General features: G+C 54.8%; 21 protein-coding genes, 1 tRNA gene and 1 pseudogene. 13 read left to right on the top strand and 10 right to left on the bottom strand.

Features of this window, described 5'->3' with window-relative positions:
- The first annotated feature begins 19 nt into the window (after nt 1-19).
- Nucleotides 20-181: a hypothetical protein gene (locus AC2FLX_RS18160; RefSeq protein ID WP_496810223.1), complete on the top strand. Its 162-nt coding sequence runs from the start codon at nt 20-22 to the stop codon at nt 179-181.
- A gap of 327 nt (nt 182-508) precedes the next feature.
- Here AC2FLX_RS18160 and AC2FLX_RS18155 read toward each other — a convergent pair whose 3' ends face one another.
- Nucleotides 509-2,215 (bottom strand): type IV secretory system conjugative DNA transfer family protein, encoded by a 1,707-nt coding sequence (locus AC2FLX_RS18155; RefSeq protein WP_496810224.1) that lies wholly within the window; start codon nt 2,213-2,215, stop codon nt 509-511.
- Nucleotides 2,216-2,292: 77 nt separating this feature from the next.
- Here AC2FLX_RS18155 and AC2FLX_RS18150 point away from each other — a divergent pair, with 77 nt between their 5' ends.
- On the top strand, nt 2,293-2,667 hold the full coding sequence (locus AC2FLX_RS18150) for a hypothetical protein (protein ID WP_496810225.1): 375 nt from the start codon (nt 2,293-2,295) through the stop codon (nt 2,665-2,667).
- Between the two features lie 38 nt (nt 2,668-2,705).
- On the opposite strand, the gene AC2FLX_RS18145 is transcribed toward AC2FLX_RS18150, so the two are convergent.
- Both AC2FLX_RS18145 and AC2FLX_RS18140 read right to left on the bottom strand, forming a co-directional pair.
- Nucleotides 2,706-3,479: a hypothetical protein gene (locus AC2FLX_RS18145; protein ID WP_496810226.1), complete on the bottom strand. Its 774-nt coding sequence runs from the start codon at nt 3,477-3,479 to the stop codon at nt 2,706-2,708.
- A 4-nt stretch (nt 3,480-3,483) separates the two neighbouring features.
- Complete coding sequence (locus AC2FLX_RS18140) at nt 3,484-3,870, bottom strand: hypothetical protein (RefSeq protein ID WP_496810227.1); 387 nt, start codon at nt 3,868-3,870, stop codon at nt 3,484-3,486.
- A gap of 165 nt (nt 3,871-4,035) precedes the next feature.
- On the opposite strand from AC2FLX_RS18140, the gene AC2FLX_RS18135 reads away from it, so the two are divergent.
- From AC2FLX_RS18135 to AC2FLX_RS18115, 5 genes are all read left to right on the top strand, one after another.
- Nucleotides 4,036-4,848 (top strand): hypothetical protein, encoded by an 813-nt coding sequence (locus tag AC2FLX_RS18135; RefSeq protein ID WP_496810228.1) that lies wholly within the window; start codon nt 4,036-4,038, stop codon nt 4,846-4,848.
- A 192-nt stretch (nt 4,849-5,040) separates the two neighbouring features.
- A complete protein-coding gene (locus AC2FLX_RS18130; RefSeq protein WP_496875490.1) occupies nt 5,041-5,601 on the top strand; it encodes a helix-turn-helix transcriptional regulator in 561 nt (186 codons plus the stop codon).
- Between the two features lie 14 nt (nt 5,602-5,615).
- The gene (locus AC2FLX_RS18125; RefSeq protein WP_496810230.1) at nt 5,616-6,098 is read left to right on the top strand and encodes a DUF3768 domain-containing protein; all 483 of its coding nucleotides are present in this window, start codon (nt 5,616-5,618) and stop codon (nt 6,096-6,098) included.
- Nucleotides 6,098-6,385: a hypothetical protein gene (locus tag AC2FLX_RS18120; protein ID WP_496810231.1), complete on the top strand. Its 288-nt coding sequence runs from the start codon at nt 6,098-6,100 to the stop codon at nt 6,383-6,385. The genes AC2FLX_RS18125 and AC2FLX_RS18120 overlap by 1 nt, the downstream gene beginning before the upstream one ends.
- Nucleotides 6,386-6,499: 114 nt before the next feature.
- Nucleotides 6,500-6,814, top strand: coding sequence for a DUF736 domain-containing protein (locus AC2FLX_RS18115; RefSeq protein WP_496810232.1), 315 nt, complete (start codon nt 6,500-6,502; stop codon nt 6,812-6,814).
- A gap of 31 nt (nt 6,815-6,845) precedes the next feature.
- Here AC2FLX_RS18115 and AC2FLX_RS18110 read toward each other — a convergent pair whose 3' ends face one another.
- The 5 genes from AC2FLX_RS18110 to AC2FLX_RS18090 all read right to left on the bottom strand — a co-directional run bounded on the left by AC2FLX_RS18110 (nt 6,846) and on the right by AC2FLX_RS18090 (nt 14,700).
- Nucleotides 6,846-9,680, bottom strand: a complete 2,835-nt coding sequence (locus tag AC2FLX_RS18110; RefSeq protein ID WP_496810233.1) for a type I restriction endonuclease subunit R — start codon at nt 9,678-9,680, stop codon at nt 6,846-6,848.
- Nucleotides 9,681-9,778: 98 nt separating this feature from the next.
- Nucleotides 9,779-10,705, bottom strand: coding sequence for an Abi family protein (locus AC2FLX_RS18105; RefSeq protein ID WP_496810234.1), 927 nt, complete (start codon nt 10,703-10,705; stop codon nt 9,779-9,781).
- 449 nt (nt 10,706-11,154) lie between these two features.
- The gene (locus AC2FLX_RS18100; protein ID WP_496810235.1) at nt 11,155-12,402 is read right to left on the bottom strand and encodes a restriction endonuclease subunit S; all 1,248 of its coding nucleotides are present in this window, start codon (nt 12,400-12,402) and stop codon (nt 11,155-11,157) included.
- A complete protein-coding gene (locus AC2FLX_RS18095; protein ID WP_496810236.1) occupies nt 12,399-13,982 on the bottom strand; it encodes a type I restriction-modification system subunit M in 1,584 nt (527 codons plus the stop codon). Before AC2FLX_RS18095 ends, AC2FLX_RS18100 begins: the two co-directional genes overlap by 4 nt.
- Nucleotides 13,983-14,103: 121 nt before the next feature.
- The gene (locus AC2FLX_RS18090) at nt 14,104-14,700 is read right to left on the bottom strand and encodes a tyrosine-type recombinase/integrase (RefSeq protein WP_496810237.1); all 597 of its coding nucleotides are present in this window, start codon (nt 14,698-14,700) and stop codon (nt 14,104-14,106) included.
- Nucleotides 14,701-14,970: 270 nt separating this feature from the next.
- On the opposite strand from AC2FLX_RS18090, the gene AC2FLX_RS18085 reads away from it, so the two are divergent.
- The 4 genes from AC2FLX_RS18085 (at nt 14,971) to AC2FLX_RS18070 (ending at nt 16,557) form a co-directional block, all read left to right on the top strand.
- Complete coding sequence (locus AC2FLX_RS18085; protein WP_496810238.1) at nt 14,971-15,249, top strand: hypothetical protein; 279 nt, start codon at nt 14,971-14,973, stop codon at nt 15,247-15,249.
- 10 nt (nt 15,250-15,259) lie between these two features.
- Nucleotides 15,260-15,469 carry a hypothetical protein gene (locus AC2FLX_RS18080; RefSeq protein ID WP_496810239.1) on the top strand — a complete coding sequence of 70 codons (210 nt, stop codon included), beginning with the start codon at nt 15,260-15,262 and terminating at the stop codon, nt 15,467-15,469.
- 61 nt (nt 15,470-15,530) lie between these two features.
- Nucleotides 15,531-16,157 (top strand): hypothetical protein, encoded by a 627-nt coding sequence (locus tag AC2FLX_RS18075; RefSeq protein ID WP_496810240.1) that lies wholly within the window; start codon nt 15,531-15,533, stop codon nt 16,155-16,157.
- A gap of 40 nt (nt 16,158-16,197) precedes the next feature.
- On the top strand, nt 16,198-16,557 hold the full coding sequence (locus tag AC2FLX_RS18070; RefSeq protein WP_496810241.1) for a helix-turn-helix domain-containing protein: 360 nt from the start codon (nt 16,198-16,200) through the stop codon (nt 16,555-16,557).
- A 161-nt stretch (nt 16,558-16,718) separates the two neighbouring features.
- On the opposite strand, the gene AC2FLX_RS18065 is transcribed toward AC2FLX_RS18070, so the two are convergent.
- The gene (locus AC2FLX_RS18065; RefSeq protein ID WP_496810242.1) at nt 16,719-17,867 is read right to left on the bottom strand and encodes a site-specific integrase; all 1,149 of its coding nucleotides are present in this window, start codon (nt 17,865-17,867) and stop codon (nt 16,719-16,721) included.
- Between the two features lie 107 nt (nt 17,868-17,974).
- Nucleotides 17,975-18,051: transfer RNA gene (locus AC2FLX_RS18060), tRNA-Arg, on the bottom strand.
- A 113-nt stretch (nt 18,052-18,164) separates the two neighbouring features.
- On the opposite strand from AC2FLX_RS18060, the gene AC2FLX_RS18055 reads away from it, so the two are divergent.
- Nucleotides 18,165-19,190: a LacI family DNA-binding transcriptional regulator gene (locus AC2FLX_RS18055; RefSeq protein ID WP_496810243.1), complete on the top strand. Its 1,026-nt coding sequence runs from the start codon at nt 18,165-18,167 to the stop codon at nt 19,188-19,190.
- A 4-nt stretch (nt 19,191-19,194) separates the two neighbouring features.
- Nucleotides 19,195-19,359 (top strand): annotated as a pseudogene (locus AC2FLX_RS18050) (winged helix-turn-helix domain-containing protein); the annotation flags it as partial.

Genomic DNA, 19,359 nt, shown 5'->3' with positions numbered 1-19,359 from the left:
CTGCGGGTCAACCCGCTTCATGGCGACACGCTGCGAGGTCTACAGAGCCGAGGTCAGCGATGATAGTTTCCTCGAATTCCTGAAGCTGCGTGACGTCATCTATGAAATCAGCTGCTACAAATGTGACCACACATTCGAGCGAGGCCCGGATGAGCGCCTGACGCAGGATTTCGTCGATTGATAGCTAACCCATGAACGATATGATTTTTCCGACCTCGAACACGATTGACAGCTGCTATGCTCCGGACGCGGATGCGACCCGAAGCGTCAAAACAAAAATCGCGCCTTCAATCTATCAGCACGATTTCTACGTTTTGTTTGAAAGCCGGGTTCACCGCTTTACCCAAATATCAGTCCAAGTATTCGGGCGGCACGTGACACTCTGGTCAAAGGCTTCCACCCATTAGAATACCACAAGAACGCCTTGCGCCAAAGCCGAGGCGTTTTTGCCTGGATGTCGCGAGAGATATATTCCGCGACATTTTCGGGAAGTTGTCAAATCGCCCCGCTACCCCCAAAAGTCTGACTCCTCGGGAGGTCTTTTTGCGGGCAGCGCGGGCTTTGGTCTGATGCCGCCCACGGGCACGAGATAGGGATTTTCGTCTCGTAACCGTTCCAGAAACGCCGCCAGTGTGCGTGCGCCGATATGTTCATCGGGTGCATCGAGCGCACGGAATTTCATGTTGATGCGCCCGCCGATGCTGACCACGCCATGCTGGCGCGGCAGACTGGCAATCTCATCCGCCAGAACAAACACCTGGTCTTCGACGCTCCAAGTGCCGCCGGGGCGGTCTTCCATGACAGGCATCAGGGTTTGCGACCGCGACCGGCTGGACGCTGTGCCGCTGGCGCGTGTGTCCAGTGTCGTGGATGAGTTCGAGCTGACCTGGCCGAGCTCGGTCGGCGTTGTCAGCATGCCGCCGTCGGGCGTGAGGCTGATGGCGCTGCCCGAAATATCGTTGCTGCCACTTCCCTTCACCAGTGAGGTGCTTTCCGACTGCGCTTCTAGGTAGTCGATGGCATAGCCCACCACTGTGGGCTTGGTCAGCACATCCTTGATGCGGTTGGGGTCAATCGCGCCGCCGCGATAGAGAAGCCGCACGAGGTATTCGGCGTCATCCGGCTCCTTGATGGAAAACACCACCTTGATGTCCGCCTCATTCACAACCGTTGAAAACACCCGGTCGCCCGCATCCCTAAGCTGCCCAAGGTTCTGATGCGCCAGCACCATGTGCAGCCCGTATTTGCGGCATTCTTCGAATATCTCGGCAAGGTTCGAGCCCGACAGGAACCGATGGCTTTCATCGACATAGAGGAAATAGGGGTTGGTGTTGTCTCTGAGCTTCGACTGCGTGAAGAGGCTCGACATCAAGAGCAGCCCAAAGAGCTGCGCGGATTCCGCGTCAAAGATATCCGTATCGCTCAAATCAAACAGCAGCACTTCCCCACCGTCCATCGCGCGGCGCAAATCGATGGTCGCCTCTGCCTGACCAAAGCAGGTTTCAATTACGGGGTTGGACATCAGCGTGAATAACCGCCGCGAGACGCTGGAGACGTAGTCCGTGAACTCGGACGCCTTATAGGCGCGCAGCATCTTCCATTGTTCTCGTGCTGCCGTACTCTGGAGCTGGTCAAGCAAAGGCTCGACATCGGGGCGGTTCTGATAGTTGAGCAGCAGCGGGTAATCCGCCAGGGTCAGCCCTGTTTCCGCAAGCGTCATAAGCAAGAGCACCAAGACCTCCTGCGTCAGCGGTTGGTGTCGCAATTCCTCTTTCGAAAACAACCTGCCAATGGCGTCCGAGACCCGCTTGGCCGTGGCGCTGGCATGGCGTGGGTCATCGGTCTGCAGTGGATTGAAAGCAATCACCTCTTCCCCACTGCCGATCTTGAAGTGCCGCACTTTGCGATGTTTGGCGAGGCGTGGACGGTTTCCAAGCCACGCCAGCACATCCGCACATTGCGTCCCATGCGGATCAATGAGGCAGAGCCCGCGCCCTTCCTGAATGTCTTGCTGAATGAGCGTGCGCATGAACCGGCTTTTTCCTGAGCCGTTAGAGCCTACGATATGCATATGCCGCTGGCGGGCGTTCAGCGGTGCGATGATGGGTGGAGCTTCAATTTTTTCTCCCAACCCGTTCACAACGTCTTCGGAAACCGTGCCCAGCACCAGATCGAGTTTCGGGAATTGCCGCCTTGCGCGTGTTATACTGGACATGTGACCCCCGGTCGTGGCGGGGCGGGAGCTTGCTCACAGAGCCGGTTCCTTCCCTTCATGACACCACGGAGGTCACCATGACTGTTCTCTCCCCTGCCAAAGGCAAGGCCGCAACCATCGGGTTTCCGATCCATGGCCCTTACAACTACATCACGCTTCTCTTGGATTTTGCCGAATGGAATGTCGATCTGCCCTGGGTGCGCGCGCGCATCGCGACGCTCAACACCGGTGAAGATTTTGCCGTGCTTTTCGGCGAGATCATCGTGCAGAGCAAATCCAAATCGCGTTGGTGCCAGCATCCGCAGGCCCGCAGCATTTTGCTGCGTCACTGCGAGACGCTGGTTACTGCCTGGGACACCACGCTGGCGTTTTCCCCGGATCGCGATCAACTGACGCTGGACTATCTGGCAGATGCGCTCAAACGCTTTGCCCAAGAGACAAAGCTTGCCTGACAGGCACAAAAGCCCGCCCCCTATAGGGACGGGCTTTTTCATATGCTGGCCGCGCGGGTTTCCATCAGCTCGATGGCTTCCGCCTTTTCGTCTTCGGTCAGGTCGTCATCCTGCTGGATTTTCAGGATGGCCGCATCAAGCTGCGCATCCTGCCTTTTGCGCCCCTTGATCACCTCCAGAACCTCATCCTTGAGCTTGCTGGCGTCATCGCGGGTATCGGGCAGCGCCTTTGGCTCTTCGGGCGCAAAATCTACCCGGCAGGCTTCGCCTCTGACCGCAACATGGGACTTGCGGGTGATGAATTGCAGCTCCCGCGCAAAGCTCAGGAAGCTATAGGGCAGCGGGTCTTTCTTGATCCGCAGACCCGAGGCCACGGGCACATAGTAGTAGACCCCATGCGGCAACCCATCGTCGTAGAAGGCTTCTGAGCGATCCGAGGTCACTTCTCGCCCCGTGGACAGCACGCAGGTGCCCCGCGCTGCAATCTCGTCAATCGATCCACCGCCAGAGCCTGTCAGGCGGTAGATGTCGAGTTGCGATCCATTGGGCAGTTCGGCGAACCACGCCGCGACGATCCGTCCTTCATGCATGCGCGCCTCAAAGCGCAAGATGTCCGGCCCCTGATCCAACTCATCGCTGCCTTTGATGGCATCGAGCTTTTCATTGTATTTCTGGCGAAACCCGAAATCGATGATCGAGGCCACAACAAAAATCGGCGCGACGGCGAAGACGATGACATAGCCCAAGGCGACGATCCCAATCACTACCGCACCGATGACCGCCATTTTGGCGGCAAGTTCATTGTCCGACATCGGCTCAGATCTCTTCCAGGATGTCCTCATCCGAGGCGTTCAGCGCCGACATCCGCGCTTCGAGGACTTGTTTGAGGTTGGTGGCGATGTCACGCGCCTCACGAATTTGCATCTCCCGCTCCTCGGGAAGGCCGGTGCGAATTCCAAATTCGATGGATTTGGTTTTCTTCGACCAGGACTGCGCCATGGACATTGAAAACGGGCGGCGATGCTTTGGCGTCATCTGCCATTCACCAAGCGGATATTCCGCCCATTCCTTGTCTTTGCCCATTTTCTGAAGAACCTCGTATTCTTCATCGTTGAAGTGGATGTTTGCGCGCGCCAGATAAACAGGCTTTTTGATGATGAACCCTTCGCGCTCTTCCCGCTTACCGGTGACTTCGAATTGCATGTGCTTTCTCCTTTGTCAGTCGTTTGAAAAGGATCGGGCAGGTTTTGCGCTTTCACACCCGACAGGTGTCGGCAGGTGTGACTGAGAGCAAAAAGATTTGAAACTCGCGCATAGATTGTTATTTTCAGGCAGTTTTATTGGTGTCAGTGGTCAAGGGAGGGAGCATTGACGAAAGAAAAGAACGTCGCTCCGCCACCCCAGGGGGCAAGTTTTTGGGAATTGTTTGATTTTATCTGGGTGCGTGGCCTTGGCAACGAGTTGCACGAGGACGGCACCAGCCAAAGCTGGACGGCGACGTCCCTTGAGATTGCCTTTGATGGCAGCCCCGACAAGCGCTCAATCGAAAACTGGCATTCCCGCACACATATGCCGTCCCCTGATAATCTGCGGAAGTTCAGTGCCCTGATTGCGGGTGGCGATGATGCCTTGCGCAAAGAATGGTATGAGGCGCTGATCGATACCCGCAAAGAGGAAAAGCGCCGGGAAAAGGAAAAGCCAGCTTTGGCGCCAGAGGCGCAGGCAGAGGCTGAGCCCCCAAAGGCGTCACGCGGGCGCATTGTGATGGCCGCGCTTGGGGGCATTACCCTCCTTGCCCTGGGCGGCGTTATGTTGATGTCCTCTGCCGACGCGGGCGCGCCGGTGGAGAACATGCGCATCTGCGATGCTGCCTATTTCGATGACGCCACCAAGAAATGCACCAAACATGTCGATGTCTTTGTGCATGGCGTGGATGAGGTCTTCCTGAGCTTCGATTTCAACGGCGTCGAACATGGCGTCCCGTTTGAACGCTGGTGGATACATAATGGCGAGCGCGTTGCAGGGCGCACCAGCTTCAATGACGAGGCTTGGCCGGGCTATACCTTCTGGCGTCCCGGTGTGCTGCAAGTGGGCACCTATGTGGTGCGTTTGGTGGTCGAGGGTGAGGTCACAACCCAGACCTTTTATGTGCAGGCCGAAGGCTTTACGTCCGATAGCTGATTTTCTTTTTAAACCTTTTCAATAAGTTACGCGCAAAGTTTCGGTTGCGCTTCGGCTGCGCTGTTTTGGCGTGGCCTGCATCCCATGCCAGCAAGATGTGGAATTGGCCCAACGGCCCCGCATTTTGGAGCGCGAGATTTGGAACACCCGCACCGCATATCAGCAAGGACGCGCCCAGAGCGCTGCCCCTGCATGCGGGCGGGGCTCGATCTGGCCGGGCGCTTCAATCTGGCGGTCGCAGTGATCGACCTTCAGGCAAACATCTTGCAGGCCTCGCCAGCCGCCGAAGATATGTTGAAAGCCCATCCGGCGCTTTTGTCTTCGACGCGGCGCGTAGGTCTTCTGTCCAACACGCAATCGCGCGCCTTCCGCATCGCCATTCGGCGGGTGCTGTCGGCAGGTGGCGAGCATATGATCCGTGCCGATGATGGCTGCATTTCCGCGCCCTTGGGCCTGCATCTCTCCCCCTGGCAATGCCCCAGTCATTGCCTTGTGAGCTTCCATCCATTCGAGGCACAGCCTGCCGATTTTGGTCTTTTGGCAGGTGTCTTCGATCTGACCCCGCGCCAGCTCGATTTGCTGGAACATTTCAGCCAGGGGCTCAGCCTGGCCGAGATTGCCGACCGCACGCGCCTCAAGCCGCAAACCGTGCGCGAGGCCTTTTCGAATCTCTACGCCAAGTTCGACGTGCGCAGCCAGCTGGAGCTTATGTCAGTCCTGGCTGCCATCGGCTCGCTCGGATCGCCGCAATGACTGGGCAGCGAAATTTGGGCGACCCGCGCGCCCATGATAAAATGCGCGCAGCTGATCCTTCCCTGCTGACCGCTTCCCTTCTGCCTCGATGGACGCGCCCGAATCCCTCGGACGTGCCCTGCGAGGAGAGAAATATGGAAGAGAAAACAGCAACAATTCGCGAGCAGAACGACCGTTTCCGCAAGGCGATGCCAATGCCCTCGGGCGTGCCCGGTCAGGTCATGATGACCTCGGGCATTCAGACGCTCTGCGATGATGAGGCCGAGCCAAACAAGCATCTTCCCGCGCTCTTTGAGGCGGTGCGCAGCTTTGACGACTTCAGCGAAGACAATGATCCATACCACGATCACAGCTTTGGGGCCTTTGAATTCCGGGGCGAAAAGGTGTTCTGGAAGGTGGATTATTACGATGCAGATTTGCAGTTTGGTTCAGAAGACCCAAGCGATCTGACCAAAACCTGCCGCGTGCTGACCATCATGCTCGCCCAGGAATACTGATGGAGCGGATGGAAACCGCGACACTTACCTGGCGCGGCATCGAGTTTCAGGTCAGCTGCAAATATGCCCATCCGATTGAAGGGTTTTGCCACATCGAGCTGCGATGCGCCGAGCGGTTACCCATCACCGAGACCGGCTACAAATCGCACTTCATGCCGATGGTCGAGCTGAAAGGGTTCGAAACCCATGTCGCCTATGTGGCCGCATGGCTTGAACACGCCGCGCAAAGCAAAAATTGGCAGCACTACGTCGAGAGCCGCCGCCAAGGCGATCTATTTGACCTATGAAAACTGAGCCAGTGGCCCGCCACAAGCTCGCGCCGGACATCACCGGCGCGGGCTTTTCCTATGGTATAATCCGCGCATCGATCTTTCCCCCAACATGTTGAAAAGGAGACCCCAATGCCAGCCATTGGTCATGTGAAACTCTTGCCAAACGGTTCCTACAAAGGCCGTCTCGCCACTCTGTCGATCCGCCGTGACATCCAGATCATCCCCGTTGAGAAATTCAACGACGCCATGCCCGACTTTCGGGTGATGGCGGATGAGGTCGAGCTCGGCGGTGGCTGGAAACGCCAGAACCGCACCAACGGCAATGAATACATCTCCCTGTCGCTCGCCGCGCCTGAGTTCGGGCCACGCACGATCTACGCCAACCTCGGCAAGAAACCCGACACCGAAGATGAGTTCGCCCTCATCTGGAACCCGGCAGATTGAAGGCAAAAGCCACCCGCAAAGGTGGCTTTTCTTAATCGACGCCATCGAGGAACGTTTCAACAAATGCTTTGATCTTGGCGGTCACCCGTTCCGCAATCGTGCCGCGTTGCTTCAAGGACGGTCGTTCATTGAGAATGGCAATTACGTCGTCGCGCATCGGGGTGCGTTCGGTAAAGAGATAATCACCAATCACTTTGCTGAGGCCGTCTGATTTCAGATTTTCTTCCTCAGCCAATTTTGCGAGAGCTTTTTGTTTTTCGGCCTCCCAGTAATTGTGGAATTCAGAGCCAACATCAGCTCTGGCGGGCATGTCCGGGAAATGATCGGAAATAAACCGCTCAATAAGCTCTTTCTTGCTGCGAAGCTGCGCCTCCCCGTCAAGGACATCCATGATGTTCTTTTTCGCCTTTGCCTTCTCAGGTTCGGGTCGGTTTTGCATGTCGCGCAGGAGACTGATGATGTAGCTGACGTTAATCTTGTCGCGGCTGATAAGCTCAACCTCGAAGTCGATGTCATCAAGGATAGAAACCTTTTCCTTCGCGCGTTCAGTGCGCACCTTGTCGTACAAATCCAGGTATTTGCTTCGGAAATCCGCAAAAAGCTGTTCGTCTATCGGCAGGTGGTCAAAGCTAAACTCGGTGAAGCAATCGAGCACGTTCTTGACCCGGAGCAGCTCCCTGAAGGCTTGAATGAACCGCAGCTCATCTTCCTCGGTCAACAAATCGTCAACGCTGTCCAAATCAGGCGTAATCGCTAAAAGGTTGTGCGCCGCATCTTCGAATTTCTTGAGGTAGTCTTCGTAAGGCTCCAGGATGATTTCTTCTTGAGCGTCCTTATTGGCGAAGAGTTCGATGGCCTTATCCGTCGCGGATTTGAGGTTGCGGAAACAGACCACGTTACCCTGGCTCTTTTTCGAGCCCTTTATCCGGTTGGTGCGTGAGTACGCCTGCAGCAGCCCATGGAACTTGAGGTTCTTGTCGACATAGATGGTGTTCAAAGTTTTGCTGTCGAAGCCGGTCAGAAACATATTCACGACGAGCAGGATATCAATCTGGCGTGCCTTTACCCTTTTGCCGATGTCCTTGTAGTAAGCGTAGAAAAGCTTGCTGTCTTTGGTCGAATAATTGCTGCCAAACATCGCGTTATAGTCGGCAATGTATTCATCAAGCTTTTCTTGGCTGTGGGCATTCACCGGCCTGTTGTCATCCGGCAGATCGTCGCTGTCGCCCAGGCCGTCTGCATCCGCGTCGTCTTCATTGGCTTGATACGAGAAGATCGTCGCGATTTTAAGATCATGCTCACCCGCTTCCTTCTTGGCTTTGAAGAGCTCGTAGTAGGCAATCAAGCTTTTGACGTTTGAGACGCACATGATGGCCGTGAAATCGCGATTGTGCGTTTTTCGCCCATGGTTGGCGATGATGTAGTCTGTAATCCGATCCAACCGCTCAGGTGCTTCCATCACCTCTGCGGTGTCAATCGCCTCGACCTCGATGTCGTCGATCTGATCGCGCCTTTTGACGGTGCGAATGTATTCGACTGAAAACTTCAGGACGTTTTCGTCTCGGATTGCATCGGTGATGACATACTTGTGTAAGCATTCCCCAAAGAGGTCTTTGGTTGTTCGTTTTCCCAATGCGTTCTTGGCCGCATTGTCTGCGAAAATCGGTGTGCCGGTAAAACCAAACATCTGAACGTTCTGGAAATACTCGGTGATCCGCTTGTGGGTGTCCCCGAACTGGCTGCGGTGACATTCGTCAAAGATGAACACCATCCGTTTGTCACGCAGGCCATCCATCGTGCCCAGATGCCGTTTGTTGCTGATTGCCGTATTCAGCTTTTGCAACGTGGTGACGATCAACGGCGTGTCATCAGCAAACTGCTTGACCAGCGTTGCGGTGTTGTTGGTGGCATCTACACTCCCCTCTTGGAAGGCATTGAACTCTCGGATGGTCTGAAAATCCAGGTCTTTGCGATCCACCACAAAGACAACTTTGTGAACCGTAGGGCTTTGGGTCAGGATTTGTGCCGCCTTGAACGACGTCAGTGTTTTTCCCGACCCTGTCGTATGCCAGATGTAGCCGTTCTTGGTGCTGTTATGTACCCGCTCCACAATGCGTTCGACCGCATAATGTTGATAGGGCCGCAGCGCCATCAGGATTTGATCCCCTTCGTGCAACACGATGTACTTGGTGATCATCTTGCTCAGCTGGCATTTTTCAAGGAAGGCACTCGCAAAATCGCTGAGCTGCGCAATCTTCTTATTGTCCTCATCAGCCCAGAAGAACGTCTGCTTGAAGTCGCGTTTCTCGACAGGATTGTTCGAGTAATATTTGGTATTCACCCCGTTTGAGATGACAAACAGCTGGATAAAACCGAACAGGCCAAGGCCAGCCGAAAAGCTGTGCCGATGATAGCGATTGGTCTGGTTAAAGGCCTCTTTCATCTCCAGACCGCGCCGCTTGAGCTCGATCTGCACCAAAGGCAGGCCATTCACCAAAAGCGTCACATCGTAGCGGTTCGTGTACTTCCCCTCCATGGTGATCTGGTTGGTCACCTGATAGCGGTTCTTGCACCACTGGATTTGGTTGATCAGCTCAATGTAGCCCGTCTTGCCGTCGTCGCGGCGATAGCTGAGCTTGGGCTCGCGCAGGGTTTTGGCTTTCTCAAAGATGTTCCCGCGCGACAGCTGGTTGAGGATTTGCTTGAACTCAGCTTCCGACAACGTGACCTTGTTGTGTAGCTCCAACTGGGCCTTCAGATTGGCGACGAGCTCTGCTTCGTCCTTGATCACCACACGATCCCAACCAAGCGTTTGCAGTTGGGCGATCAGGGCATCTTCGAGTTGTTGTTCTGTTTGTGTGGTCATAAGGGCTCGTTACGGTAACTTGACATTAAGGATTGGTTTGTTAAATTGAGGGCAATAGGCGCGGCACTGTCTTGGGGAAACCCATCGGTGTCGCCTTTTTATTTCAGGAATGGCCATTCCTCCCACCCCTCTATGATACCAAAGCTGTCCAGCCTGACCTGACCATTCTCAGGATCAGGAAAGGTTTTCAACGCTTCGGCAAAGCGCTTGGGCCAGTCGCTGTCAGGGCAAAGCACCTTGATCATACGCGCCGCTAGACAGAAGTACAGGAACGGCTCGTTATTCTTCAAAGCCTTCAGCTGTGTCCAGGCAGGTGGCACGTCCCCACGTACCAACACATTGACGTTCCAAATCCGTGCATGATGCGCCGCGATGTTGCGCAAGTAGCTGAACGCACGCAGCCAATCCCCCAACATGCGGGTTTTTGAGATGCCGAATGGCTGGCAGAGCTTTTGTTGGTCGCGCAGGTTCATCATCGCATAGAACCGCGACAGCATGCCAAAGTCCCAAATCTCAACCGAAACCCATATCGGCAAATCGCGCCCCTCATGATGCTTGATAAAAGGCTTGTTGCGGTTGGCATGCCGCTGCTTGGCGTGCTTGTCTTGCCAGAGATCAAATCGGGGAAGTTCTGCGTTGCGATCTACTTTCGTGGCGAATTCACTGTTGAGGTGGTCGAGCTTCATATAGCTCAGCGGGTCACGTTCGCCCATGATGTAGGCGATCTGTGATTGCAGAGCCAACTCGACGGTTTCCATCGCCTCCAGAAACAAGAGCCGCAACGCCTTGTCAAAATCGAGCAGCGCAAGGATGTCTGAAAACTGTGTGCCATCCGCGAAGTCATCCAGAATGTCGCCATCCCCGTCCCGCTTGCGGAATGGATGCGAATAGCCGCTGAGCCGATAATACCCAATCCGCGACAAGGCTTTGCGCGCGGCTGGAACATCCTCAAACCCCATCCCGCGCGCGGCGAGGATGTCGATCTGTTCATCTATGGATTTCCATGTCTTGGGGTCTGTCGTCATAAACAACACAATTCTATCACAAAGGGCTAACTCCAGCCGCCCGCAGCTCGGAAACAACGCGGTCAGCGACGACTAAATCATATGTGGCCCGCTCATGGGGATTGGCCGAAACAAACCTCGATAATTCCGTCGGCGAAAACCGGAAATCGGCATGCAAACCCAGCTTTCGTTGCGCATTGTAACCAGCGCGGTTGCAGTGCTGGCAAATGATCGTTTCTGGAAACCGTTGATCGCCAAATGGCCAATTCAGCTTATCAACCTGTTCGCATAGAGGTGCCAACCATCCCCACCCAGATTGACGCTTTGTCCACGTCATAATCTGGAATTTAGAGCGCCTGCACACAGGACAGCACCAGTCATCGCCTGTATCACGCCAAAGCGCGTGCGTATGCGCCCCTGAATAGGCGGCGAACTCTTCTGTGGTTGGGATACGTGTTGCCATGCAATTCCTATACAAACATCTGTTGAAGAAGGCCTTTTTTGAAATCTTGGGCAGCGCTCAGCTCATCGGCGGCGAGGCTGATCTTGGCGTCGATGGCGGATAGGAAATCAGCTATTTTTTGTTGTTCGTCATGATCAACTGGTACCTTCAGAGACGCCGAGAGGAACGTCGCATTTGTGATATTTATCGTGTTCTTTGCGCCTTTCTGAATGATGGGTCTTAGGTAGTTTCCAGTGTTAACGTGAGATTCAAAGTAAACGTGCAGCCAATATCCAAGCCATGGGGTCTCGGGCTTGAACACGCCGTAAAGCGGAGAAACAATCACGTTTTTGTCGATCCGGCTTTGTTTCACGATGCCAAATGGAAAGTCTCCGGTAGGGCTCTTTGTGTAAACAATGTCTCCGGGCTCTACGCGATTATAATGATCCGTATCGGCGGCAGAAAAGCTGCGGCCTAAATGTTCGACTTGATCCACCAAGCCCTTGTGCACAGAAACAGAGAAGACGGGTTCAGCGCCTTCGCTCTTATTCTTGGTTTCCGTCAAGAATGAGTACAGTGGTTTTTCCTCCCAATCAGGGAAGTCGTTGCCCTGATCGTCTTTGAAGCGGAGTTTTTGGGTGAAGAGCTGTTGCATGCAGCCCTTTTTGTAGTCTTCCAAAAGCGCCCTTTTGCGCGTCAACTGCCCGATCTTCTCATCCACCGCCCCAAGAAACGCCGCAATTTTTTGTTGTTCGGGGAGCTTAGGAACATGCGCCTGAAACTCGCGTATGTCTTTCGGACTTATGTGCGGCACAGCGGTTTCAGTTTTTGACGTCTTCGTCATACTTTCAAAACGGTAAGACTGGAAAATACAGATCAGAAAGCCCTGATCCATTGTCTCTAGCGCTCGAATTCGAGCCACTCGCTGAACCAAAAGACATGGCAGGTCTTCTTTCTTAATGGGCGCTGCCTTAATCCCTGCCTTAACCCACGTACGATCAAGAGCGATCACGAAATCGTTCTCTTTGAGCCGAAATCGTTCTAAGCCCTCCTTTTGGTTCTCTCGCCAAAATCTGGCATCGTCCCAACGGATTTTTCCCTGAACCACATTATCACCGCGTAATAAACGGATGTCTGATGCGTTCTCTGAATAGTCGGAGCTCTTAAATGGGTATCCTGTTAATAGGTCTACGTGTTCACCTAGATCAGCGCCCTTCCACTCCCCTGAAAACTCAGGAAACCGCAGCTTCGGTGTGTTCTCTACTCCCCCACTCATAGCGTGAACGGTGCTTTAATGCCGAGCTCATCGCAGAAGCCGGCGATGGTTTTGTCGGTGGTTTTCATGTCGTTTTCGAGGGCGTGCAAGGCAGTTGCGACAGCGCTGAGGTTAATCTCTTCCTCTTCCTCAAACGTATCCACATAGCGCGGGATATTGAGGTTATAGCCATTCTCGGCCACCTCGCTCAGCGGTGCAGGATATGCGTATTTCTCAACCGGCTCGCGGCGCTCATAGGTTTCGACAATCTTGCGGACGTGATCGTCTGTCAGTGCGTTTTGATTGCCGACCTTTTCAAACTCAGCGCTCGCATCGATGAACATGATGTTGTCGTCATGCACGCGGCATTTTTTCAGCACCAGGATGCAGGCTGGGATTGAGGTGCCATAGAAAAGGTTCGGCGGGAGCCCGATGACAGCATCGAGATAATTCATGTCCTTGATGATGTATTCACGGATCACGCCCTCTGCTGCGCCACGGAATAGAACGCCATGCGGCAGAACGATGGCTGCGGTTCCGTTTTCGGCAAGCTGGTAGATCATGTGCTGCACGAAGGCGAAGTCGGCCTTGGAGCTGGGGGCGATTTTCCCGTACTGGCTGAAACGGTCGTCGGATTCATTCAAAGGATTGTTCGCGCCCTTCCATTTGGCCGAAAACGGCGGATTGGCAACGATAGCCTCGAACTGCTTGTCGAGGTGCTGAGGCTCTTCGAGGGTGTCCTCTTGGCGAATGTCGAAGTTGCGATAATGCACGTCGTGCAAGATCATGTTCATCCGCGCGAGGTTGTAGGTGGTGCGGTTCAGCTCTTGGCCCGCGAACTCGCCTACTTCTGATTCTTTGGCGATACGAAGCAGGAGCGACCCAGACCCACAGGTCGGATCGTAAGCGGAGCGGACTTTCTTTTTCCCAGCTGTTACGATTTTGGCGAGGATTTTTGAAACCTGTTGCGGAGTGTAAAACTCCCCCGCCTTCTTTCCTGCACCCGATGCGAACTGAGCGATCAGGTATTCATAGGCGTCGCCCAAGACGTCGGCGTCAGTGTCTTGCAGCTGAAAGTCGATCTTGTCGAGATGCGCCAAGACCTTCGCGATGAGGGTGTTACGGGCGGAAGGGGTACGACCAAGCTTGGTGCTGTCGAGGTCGATGTCCTCAAAAAGCTTGTTGAAGTCGTCTTCGCTCTCATTCCCCATCGTGCTGCGTTCAATGGCGTTCAGGATTTCTTGAATATCGGCCAGGATGAAGTTACCAGCTTCCTCTTCATCATCTTCGTCGATCTTGATGTTGCCTTTGGCCGTGATGGCGCTGAAGAGATGGCCGGGTTTCAGGAAGTATCCGAGCTTCTCGACGGACTCTTCTTCGATGGCTGCCAGATCTTCTGGGTCAGTGACCTTCGGGTAATCTTTGACTTCTTCCGTTTCCAGAAGTTGGTTTGCAAAAATATGCTGCTTCTCGGAAAGGTACTTATAGAAAATGAACCCAAGGATATAATCGCGAAACTCGTCGGCATCCATTTTGCCACGAAGTTCATTTGCGATTTTCCAGAGCTGCCCCTCAAGGCTTCGTTTTTGTTCTTCTGTCATTTTTCGTTTCTTCGAAATTATTGTTAATTCAGTGTACGTTATTCATTGCGATGCGCAACCTTAGGTGGCGGCGCAGCAGCTTTGGCAACGTGACGCTGTTTGAGGCGGTGTTGTATGATACTCACCACATTCGGTCAGCGATTTCCAGTTCTTCATCGCCCACCGCGTTTGCGTAGATCGCCGTGGTGGTCATGCTGGCGTGGCCCATCCATTTTTGCAGCATGTGAAGCTGGACGCCTGAGCGGACGGCGTGGATGCCGTAGCCGTGGCGCAGGCCCTTGGGTGAGGCTTGGGGGCCGATGATGTCTGCTTTCTCCATAACCCGTTTGATCCATCGGTAGGCGGTCACTCGGCTAACCTTCTGGCCAGAGACTGTCCAGATTGGCAGAGACAACTCTCGCGGCAAATCTCGGAACGCATCGATTAGCTGTGGCGGCACCGGGATTTCGCGGATGTGGTGGTAGCCACGCTTTTTCAGGCTGCGGAAAGAGATGAGGCGCGCTTGGGCTTGGATGGCTGAGAAGCGCAGTTCGCGGGCCTCGGACAGGCGGCATCCTGTGTAGAACAGGGTCAGACAGAACGCTCGTACCGCTGGCTCTTCCCTGTCAACCGCCGCGAGGAAGCGCGCGCGTTCATCGGCGTTGATGTAAAGCCGTCGGCTCTTGTCGTCGTATAGGCGCATCGTGGATGGCATGGGCGATGTGAAAGCAGCATTCATGACCTCTCGGGGTTAGGGTGATCGAAGGGTTCGAGAGGCTCTGGATGCAGTGAAACAAAATTGGCAATTCGGTTTCAGCGTTTTGCAAGGCATTGAAAATCTTACGCTTTGCGCCACCTTTCGGCAGCTTATGCCATCTGAATCACGCTCGCAAGCCGCGTAAACCCTTGATCTTTCTCATTGTACAAAATTGCCAATTTTGTTTCACGCTGGGCATGTGGAAAACCCGTGTGGCGCGCCTCTGTTTTGTAACGTTTGGAGGTCTCGAACATGAAACGAATTCCCAGTTTTCTGGCTACGGCGGTGCTGGTGTCGGGGTGCATGCAGCCTGACAGTTTTGTCTCGGAAGATGCGCGCGAGGCGCGACAGGAACTGCGGCTGCAAGGCTATCAGCACCTGTCGTGCAGTCAGCTTTCGCAGCATCGGGCAGCGGCATTGCCTGCGCGCTCCGCACTCGGTGCGATTTCGGTGACGGGCGGTCTGGGCCGCCAGACCCTTTCGGACATCGAAGAGATAATGCGCCGCAAAGGCTGCCGGATTGCAGGTTGAGGAGGCGGCAATGAAACGATTGATGCTCCTGATGAGCCTGTTGCCTACGGCAACAGTGGCGCAGTACACCATACCCGAGGTTCACTACGATCCCCCACCGACACAGACAGAGTTATTTTTCAGCAACCCCGACAATTGGGTGCAGCTTGGTATCCTGGCAGCGCTCGTTGGCATCGGGGTTTTGTTGTTGGTTCGCTGGAAGGCGTCGTCGAAGGAGTGAGGTTCGCCCTCGTGTGGACAAGTTCGCGTGCGTCTCTGCCCGTGCTTGCTACGATTGAGGCATGCATGAAAATACGACACCGCCACGCACGTGGCTGACGGTCGATCAAGCCTTTATTGCCTGCCAGCAGGCGGGGCTTGATCGCACCAAGAAGACAATCCGCTCCTGGGCGCGGAACGAACATGTTGAAGCCCAGAAACAAACAACCCCGACCGGCGAGCGTTGGATGGTTGAGAAGGCTTCTCTATCGGTAAAGATCAGATCGGAACTGGAGTTTCAGGCGCAAAGTCAGACCCAGTCCGAACCGGTACAGACCCGTGTGCATCCGTCCGAACCGGTGCGCACCGCAGACGAACCTGTTCGAACCCGTGCGGACGCGTTCGAACCTCGGCGTACCGAGGCGAACCAGCAGGTGAGCGCCGAGATTGAGGAGCTCCGCCGCGAGCTGCGTTCGCTGGAAATCGACAAGGCTGTACGCGACAGGCAGATCGATTTCCTGACCGAACAGAACGCAGAAGGGCAGAAGAATCTTCTGAGCCAGAGCCGCTATATCGGTCATCTGGAAACGCAGGTTTTACAGCTGGGCGGCGCGCCGGATCAGACCTTTCTGAAAGCGCCTGTTCAACATGACAACGAGGATGCGCAGATTGTGAATCCGCATCAGGAACCATTACGTCCTGTGCAGTAGTGCCCGTGCGCCGAAGGCCCTGCCATGGTAGAATTTTCCCATGACAGACGCGCAATTGATTGGGGCCATTCTCAAAGATCGAAACATCGTTCTGAAAGGCGGGGATATCATCTCGACAGGAGGGGGGTTTACGCAGGTGCCCAACTTCATCCTTGTCTCGCAGAAGATCAGTGTTGGCGCGAAACTCACTTACGCGATGCTCCTCAAATACGCGTGGCAGAATGACTACTGTTTCCCAGGGCAGGAAAAGCTGGCTGATGACATGGGGGCGGGGAAGCGGTCAGTCGTGCGTTGGATCAAAGAGCTGGAGGATGCCGATTTCCTGACCGTCAAACGCCGTGGCCTTGGGAAGTCCAACCTTTACGAATTGAACCTGACCACACGAAAGAGGCCAAACTAGAAGTGCCAATTTGGCACTTCTGGATGCGCCACGCTGGCACGCATGAGACGCCAATTTGGCACTTCCTTCTATATAAGAATACTCAGATAAAAACATGTCCCCGAAAAGTACTCAGCTTCTCGGGGTTTTAAAATTTAGGGGACGTTCCAGGCAGGGAAACTCTAGGATCGGCGGGGCCTTCGAACATTGATCGCCGAGGCGTCGATGACGTTCTTGAGATGCACAGCATAGTGCTTTTCAATCATCTCAACCGAGGTTCGGCAATTCTTGGCAATCTGATAGATGTCAGCGCCCTCCAGCAGCCGGAACGAGATGTAGCTGTGCCGCAGCGAATAGAGCGTCCGGCGATTGCCATCTCGATCAAACTTCAAATCGTTTTCTTCCAGTAACCTGTTGAATGCCTTCTTGTGGTCATGCGGAAAAACATGGTCGGTCGGGGCAGGGTTATTTCGCTCAACCAGCCGCTGGAATGGCAGCACGGCACCCGGCATGCTTTTGCAATAACCGACGCCGCGTTTGCCGCGCACCGAGATGGCAAGGATAGTTTCATCTTCTTCGCCCTCTTTGATGGTTTCGACATCTCGATATTGCAGCTGAATGGCTTCATCAGGCCGAAGGCCCGTATTGGCCATGAAAAGGATTTTATCGTGCAGCTGCTCCGCCAAGTATCGGTGTTTCCGATTGACCATGCCTTTGATATTTTCGCGGCTTGCTGTGTATAGCGTCTTGTACTCTTCTGGCGAAAACCATGCGCGGTGTGAGACCTTTGTCGAGCTACGATAAGGCGCCGAAAAATCTGGTAGGTGTCCCAGCCACCCATGACGAACGGCGGCCTTTAATGTCATTCTGAGCGTCACAACCTCTTTTTGAACTGTAGCAGCGGCTGGGTGCTTTCCGCGATAGGTCGATTGCATCCGCGCCAACCGATACTCTTGGATTTTCGTCGTGGTGATTTCTGACAGCCCAAGCTTGCCAAAGAAAGGAACCAAATGCAGCCGCATGTGGTTCTGATGGTTCTTGAGACATTTCGGATTCCGTTGGCCCATCGTGTCGGCTTCAAACTCGAGCAGGAACTTTTCGCCCGCGAAGGCAAAGCTATGCTCGTTCGTCAGTTCTCCGCGCGCGTTTTTTCCACGCAGGGTTAGGTACCAGTCCTCGGCGAACTCTTTTGCCAGGTTGAGGCTTTCTTCCTTGGTGGAAGATCGCCTGTTCTTGCCGTTCAAGAAAGTCGAGCACTGCCAAAATCGGCTTCTCTCACGTCGGTAAACATGAACTTTCCCGCCCAGAATCGTGTGCTTTTCGTCGGGCATCTCAATACCACCAAGCATGTGTGTAAGTGTGAAACATGTGTGTAAGGGTATTTTGCACCCCCACACAGGTCAAGAAATTCCGTAATCCATTGTTATTATGATATTTTTGGCGACCCCGGCAGGATTCGAACCTGCAACCTGCCCCTTAGGAGGGGGCTGCTCTATCCAGTTGAGCCACGGGGCCACGCCGCCCCTCTGTAACCGCCTTTGTTCAGCTTGTCATGGCCTTTGAGGACAGTTGTACAAATCTATTCGTTCGCGCTACCATCGGGCAAAACAAACAGCGCAGGTATCCAGGTGACTACAGAAACAAAACGCCCGCTCACCCTTCGTGATGTCTCGGAAGCCTCCGGCGTGTCCGAAATGACCGTCAGCCGGGTGTTGCGGAATCGGGGGGATGTATCGGATGCCACGCGCACGCGTGTCCTGGCCGCAGCGAAAGAACTTGGGTATGTCCCGAACAAGATTGCCGGCGCGCTGGCCTCGAACCGGGTGAATCTGGTGGCGGTGATCATCCCGTCGCTGTCCAACATGGTCTTTCCCGAGGTTCTGACCGGCATCAACCAGGTACTGGAAGATACCGAATTGCAACCGGTGGTGGGCGTCACCGATTATCTGCCCGAAAAGGAAGAGAAGGTGCTGTACGAGATGCTCTCGTGGCGGCCCTCGGGTGTGATCATCGCCGGGCTGGAGCATACGGAAGCCGCCCGCGCCATGCTTGATTCCGCCGGGATTCCGGTGGTCGAAATCATGGATGTTGACGGTAAGCCGGTGGATGCGATGGTCGGCATTTCGCACCGCCGCGCCGGGCGCGAGATGGCGCAGGCGATCCTGAAAGCGGGCTATGAACATATCGGCTTCATGGGCACCAAGATGCCGCTGGATCACCGGGCCAGAAAGCGTTTCGAAGGGTTTACCGAGGTCTTGGGCAAGAACGGGGTCGAGATAGAGGATCGCGAGTTCTATTCCGGCGGTTCGGCACTGGCCAAGGGGCGTGAGATGACGCAAACCATGCTGGAGCGTTCACCCGAGCTTGATTTTCTTTATTATTCCAACGACATGATCGGCGCGGGTGGGTTGCTGTACCTGCTGGATCAGGGCATCGAGGTGCCCGGTCAGATCGGGCTGGCGGGCTTCAACAATGTCGAGCTGTTGCAGGGCCTGCCGCGCAGGCTGGCGACTATGGATGCCTGTCGGCTGGAAATCGGGCGCAAGGCGGCCGAGATCATCGCGGCGCGGTTGGAAAACCCGGACACCGACATTGAAACGCGCGTCACGCTGACCCCCAAGATCAGCTATGGGGACACGTTGAAGCGGCGCTGAGTTCGTGGCGCTGCAACGGCTGGATAATCGCGCTGCCCGGGCACTGTTTCTGGACCGGCATGCATTGCTGGAACAGCCAAGCGGCCCGACCAAGGGAGCGTCGTTGCTGGAGTTGATCCAACGCTTGGGCTTTGTCCAACTGGACAGCATCAACACGGTGGCGCGGGCA

It is taken from the genome of Ruegeria sp. YKSF57 (genome assembly GCF_059612585.1).
The sequence above is the reverse complement of the archived record's forward strand: the minus strand, read 5'-3'. Positions and strand labels throughout refer to the sequence as shown.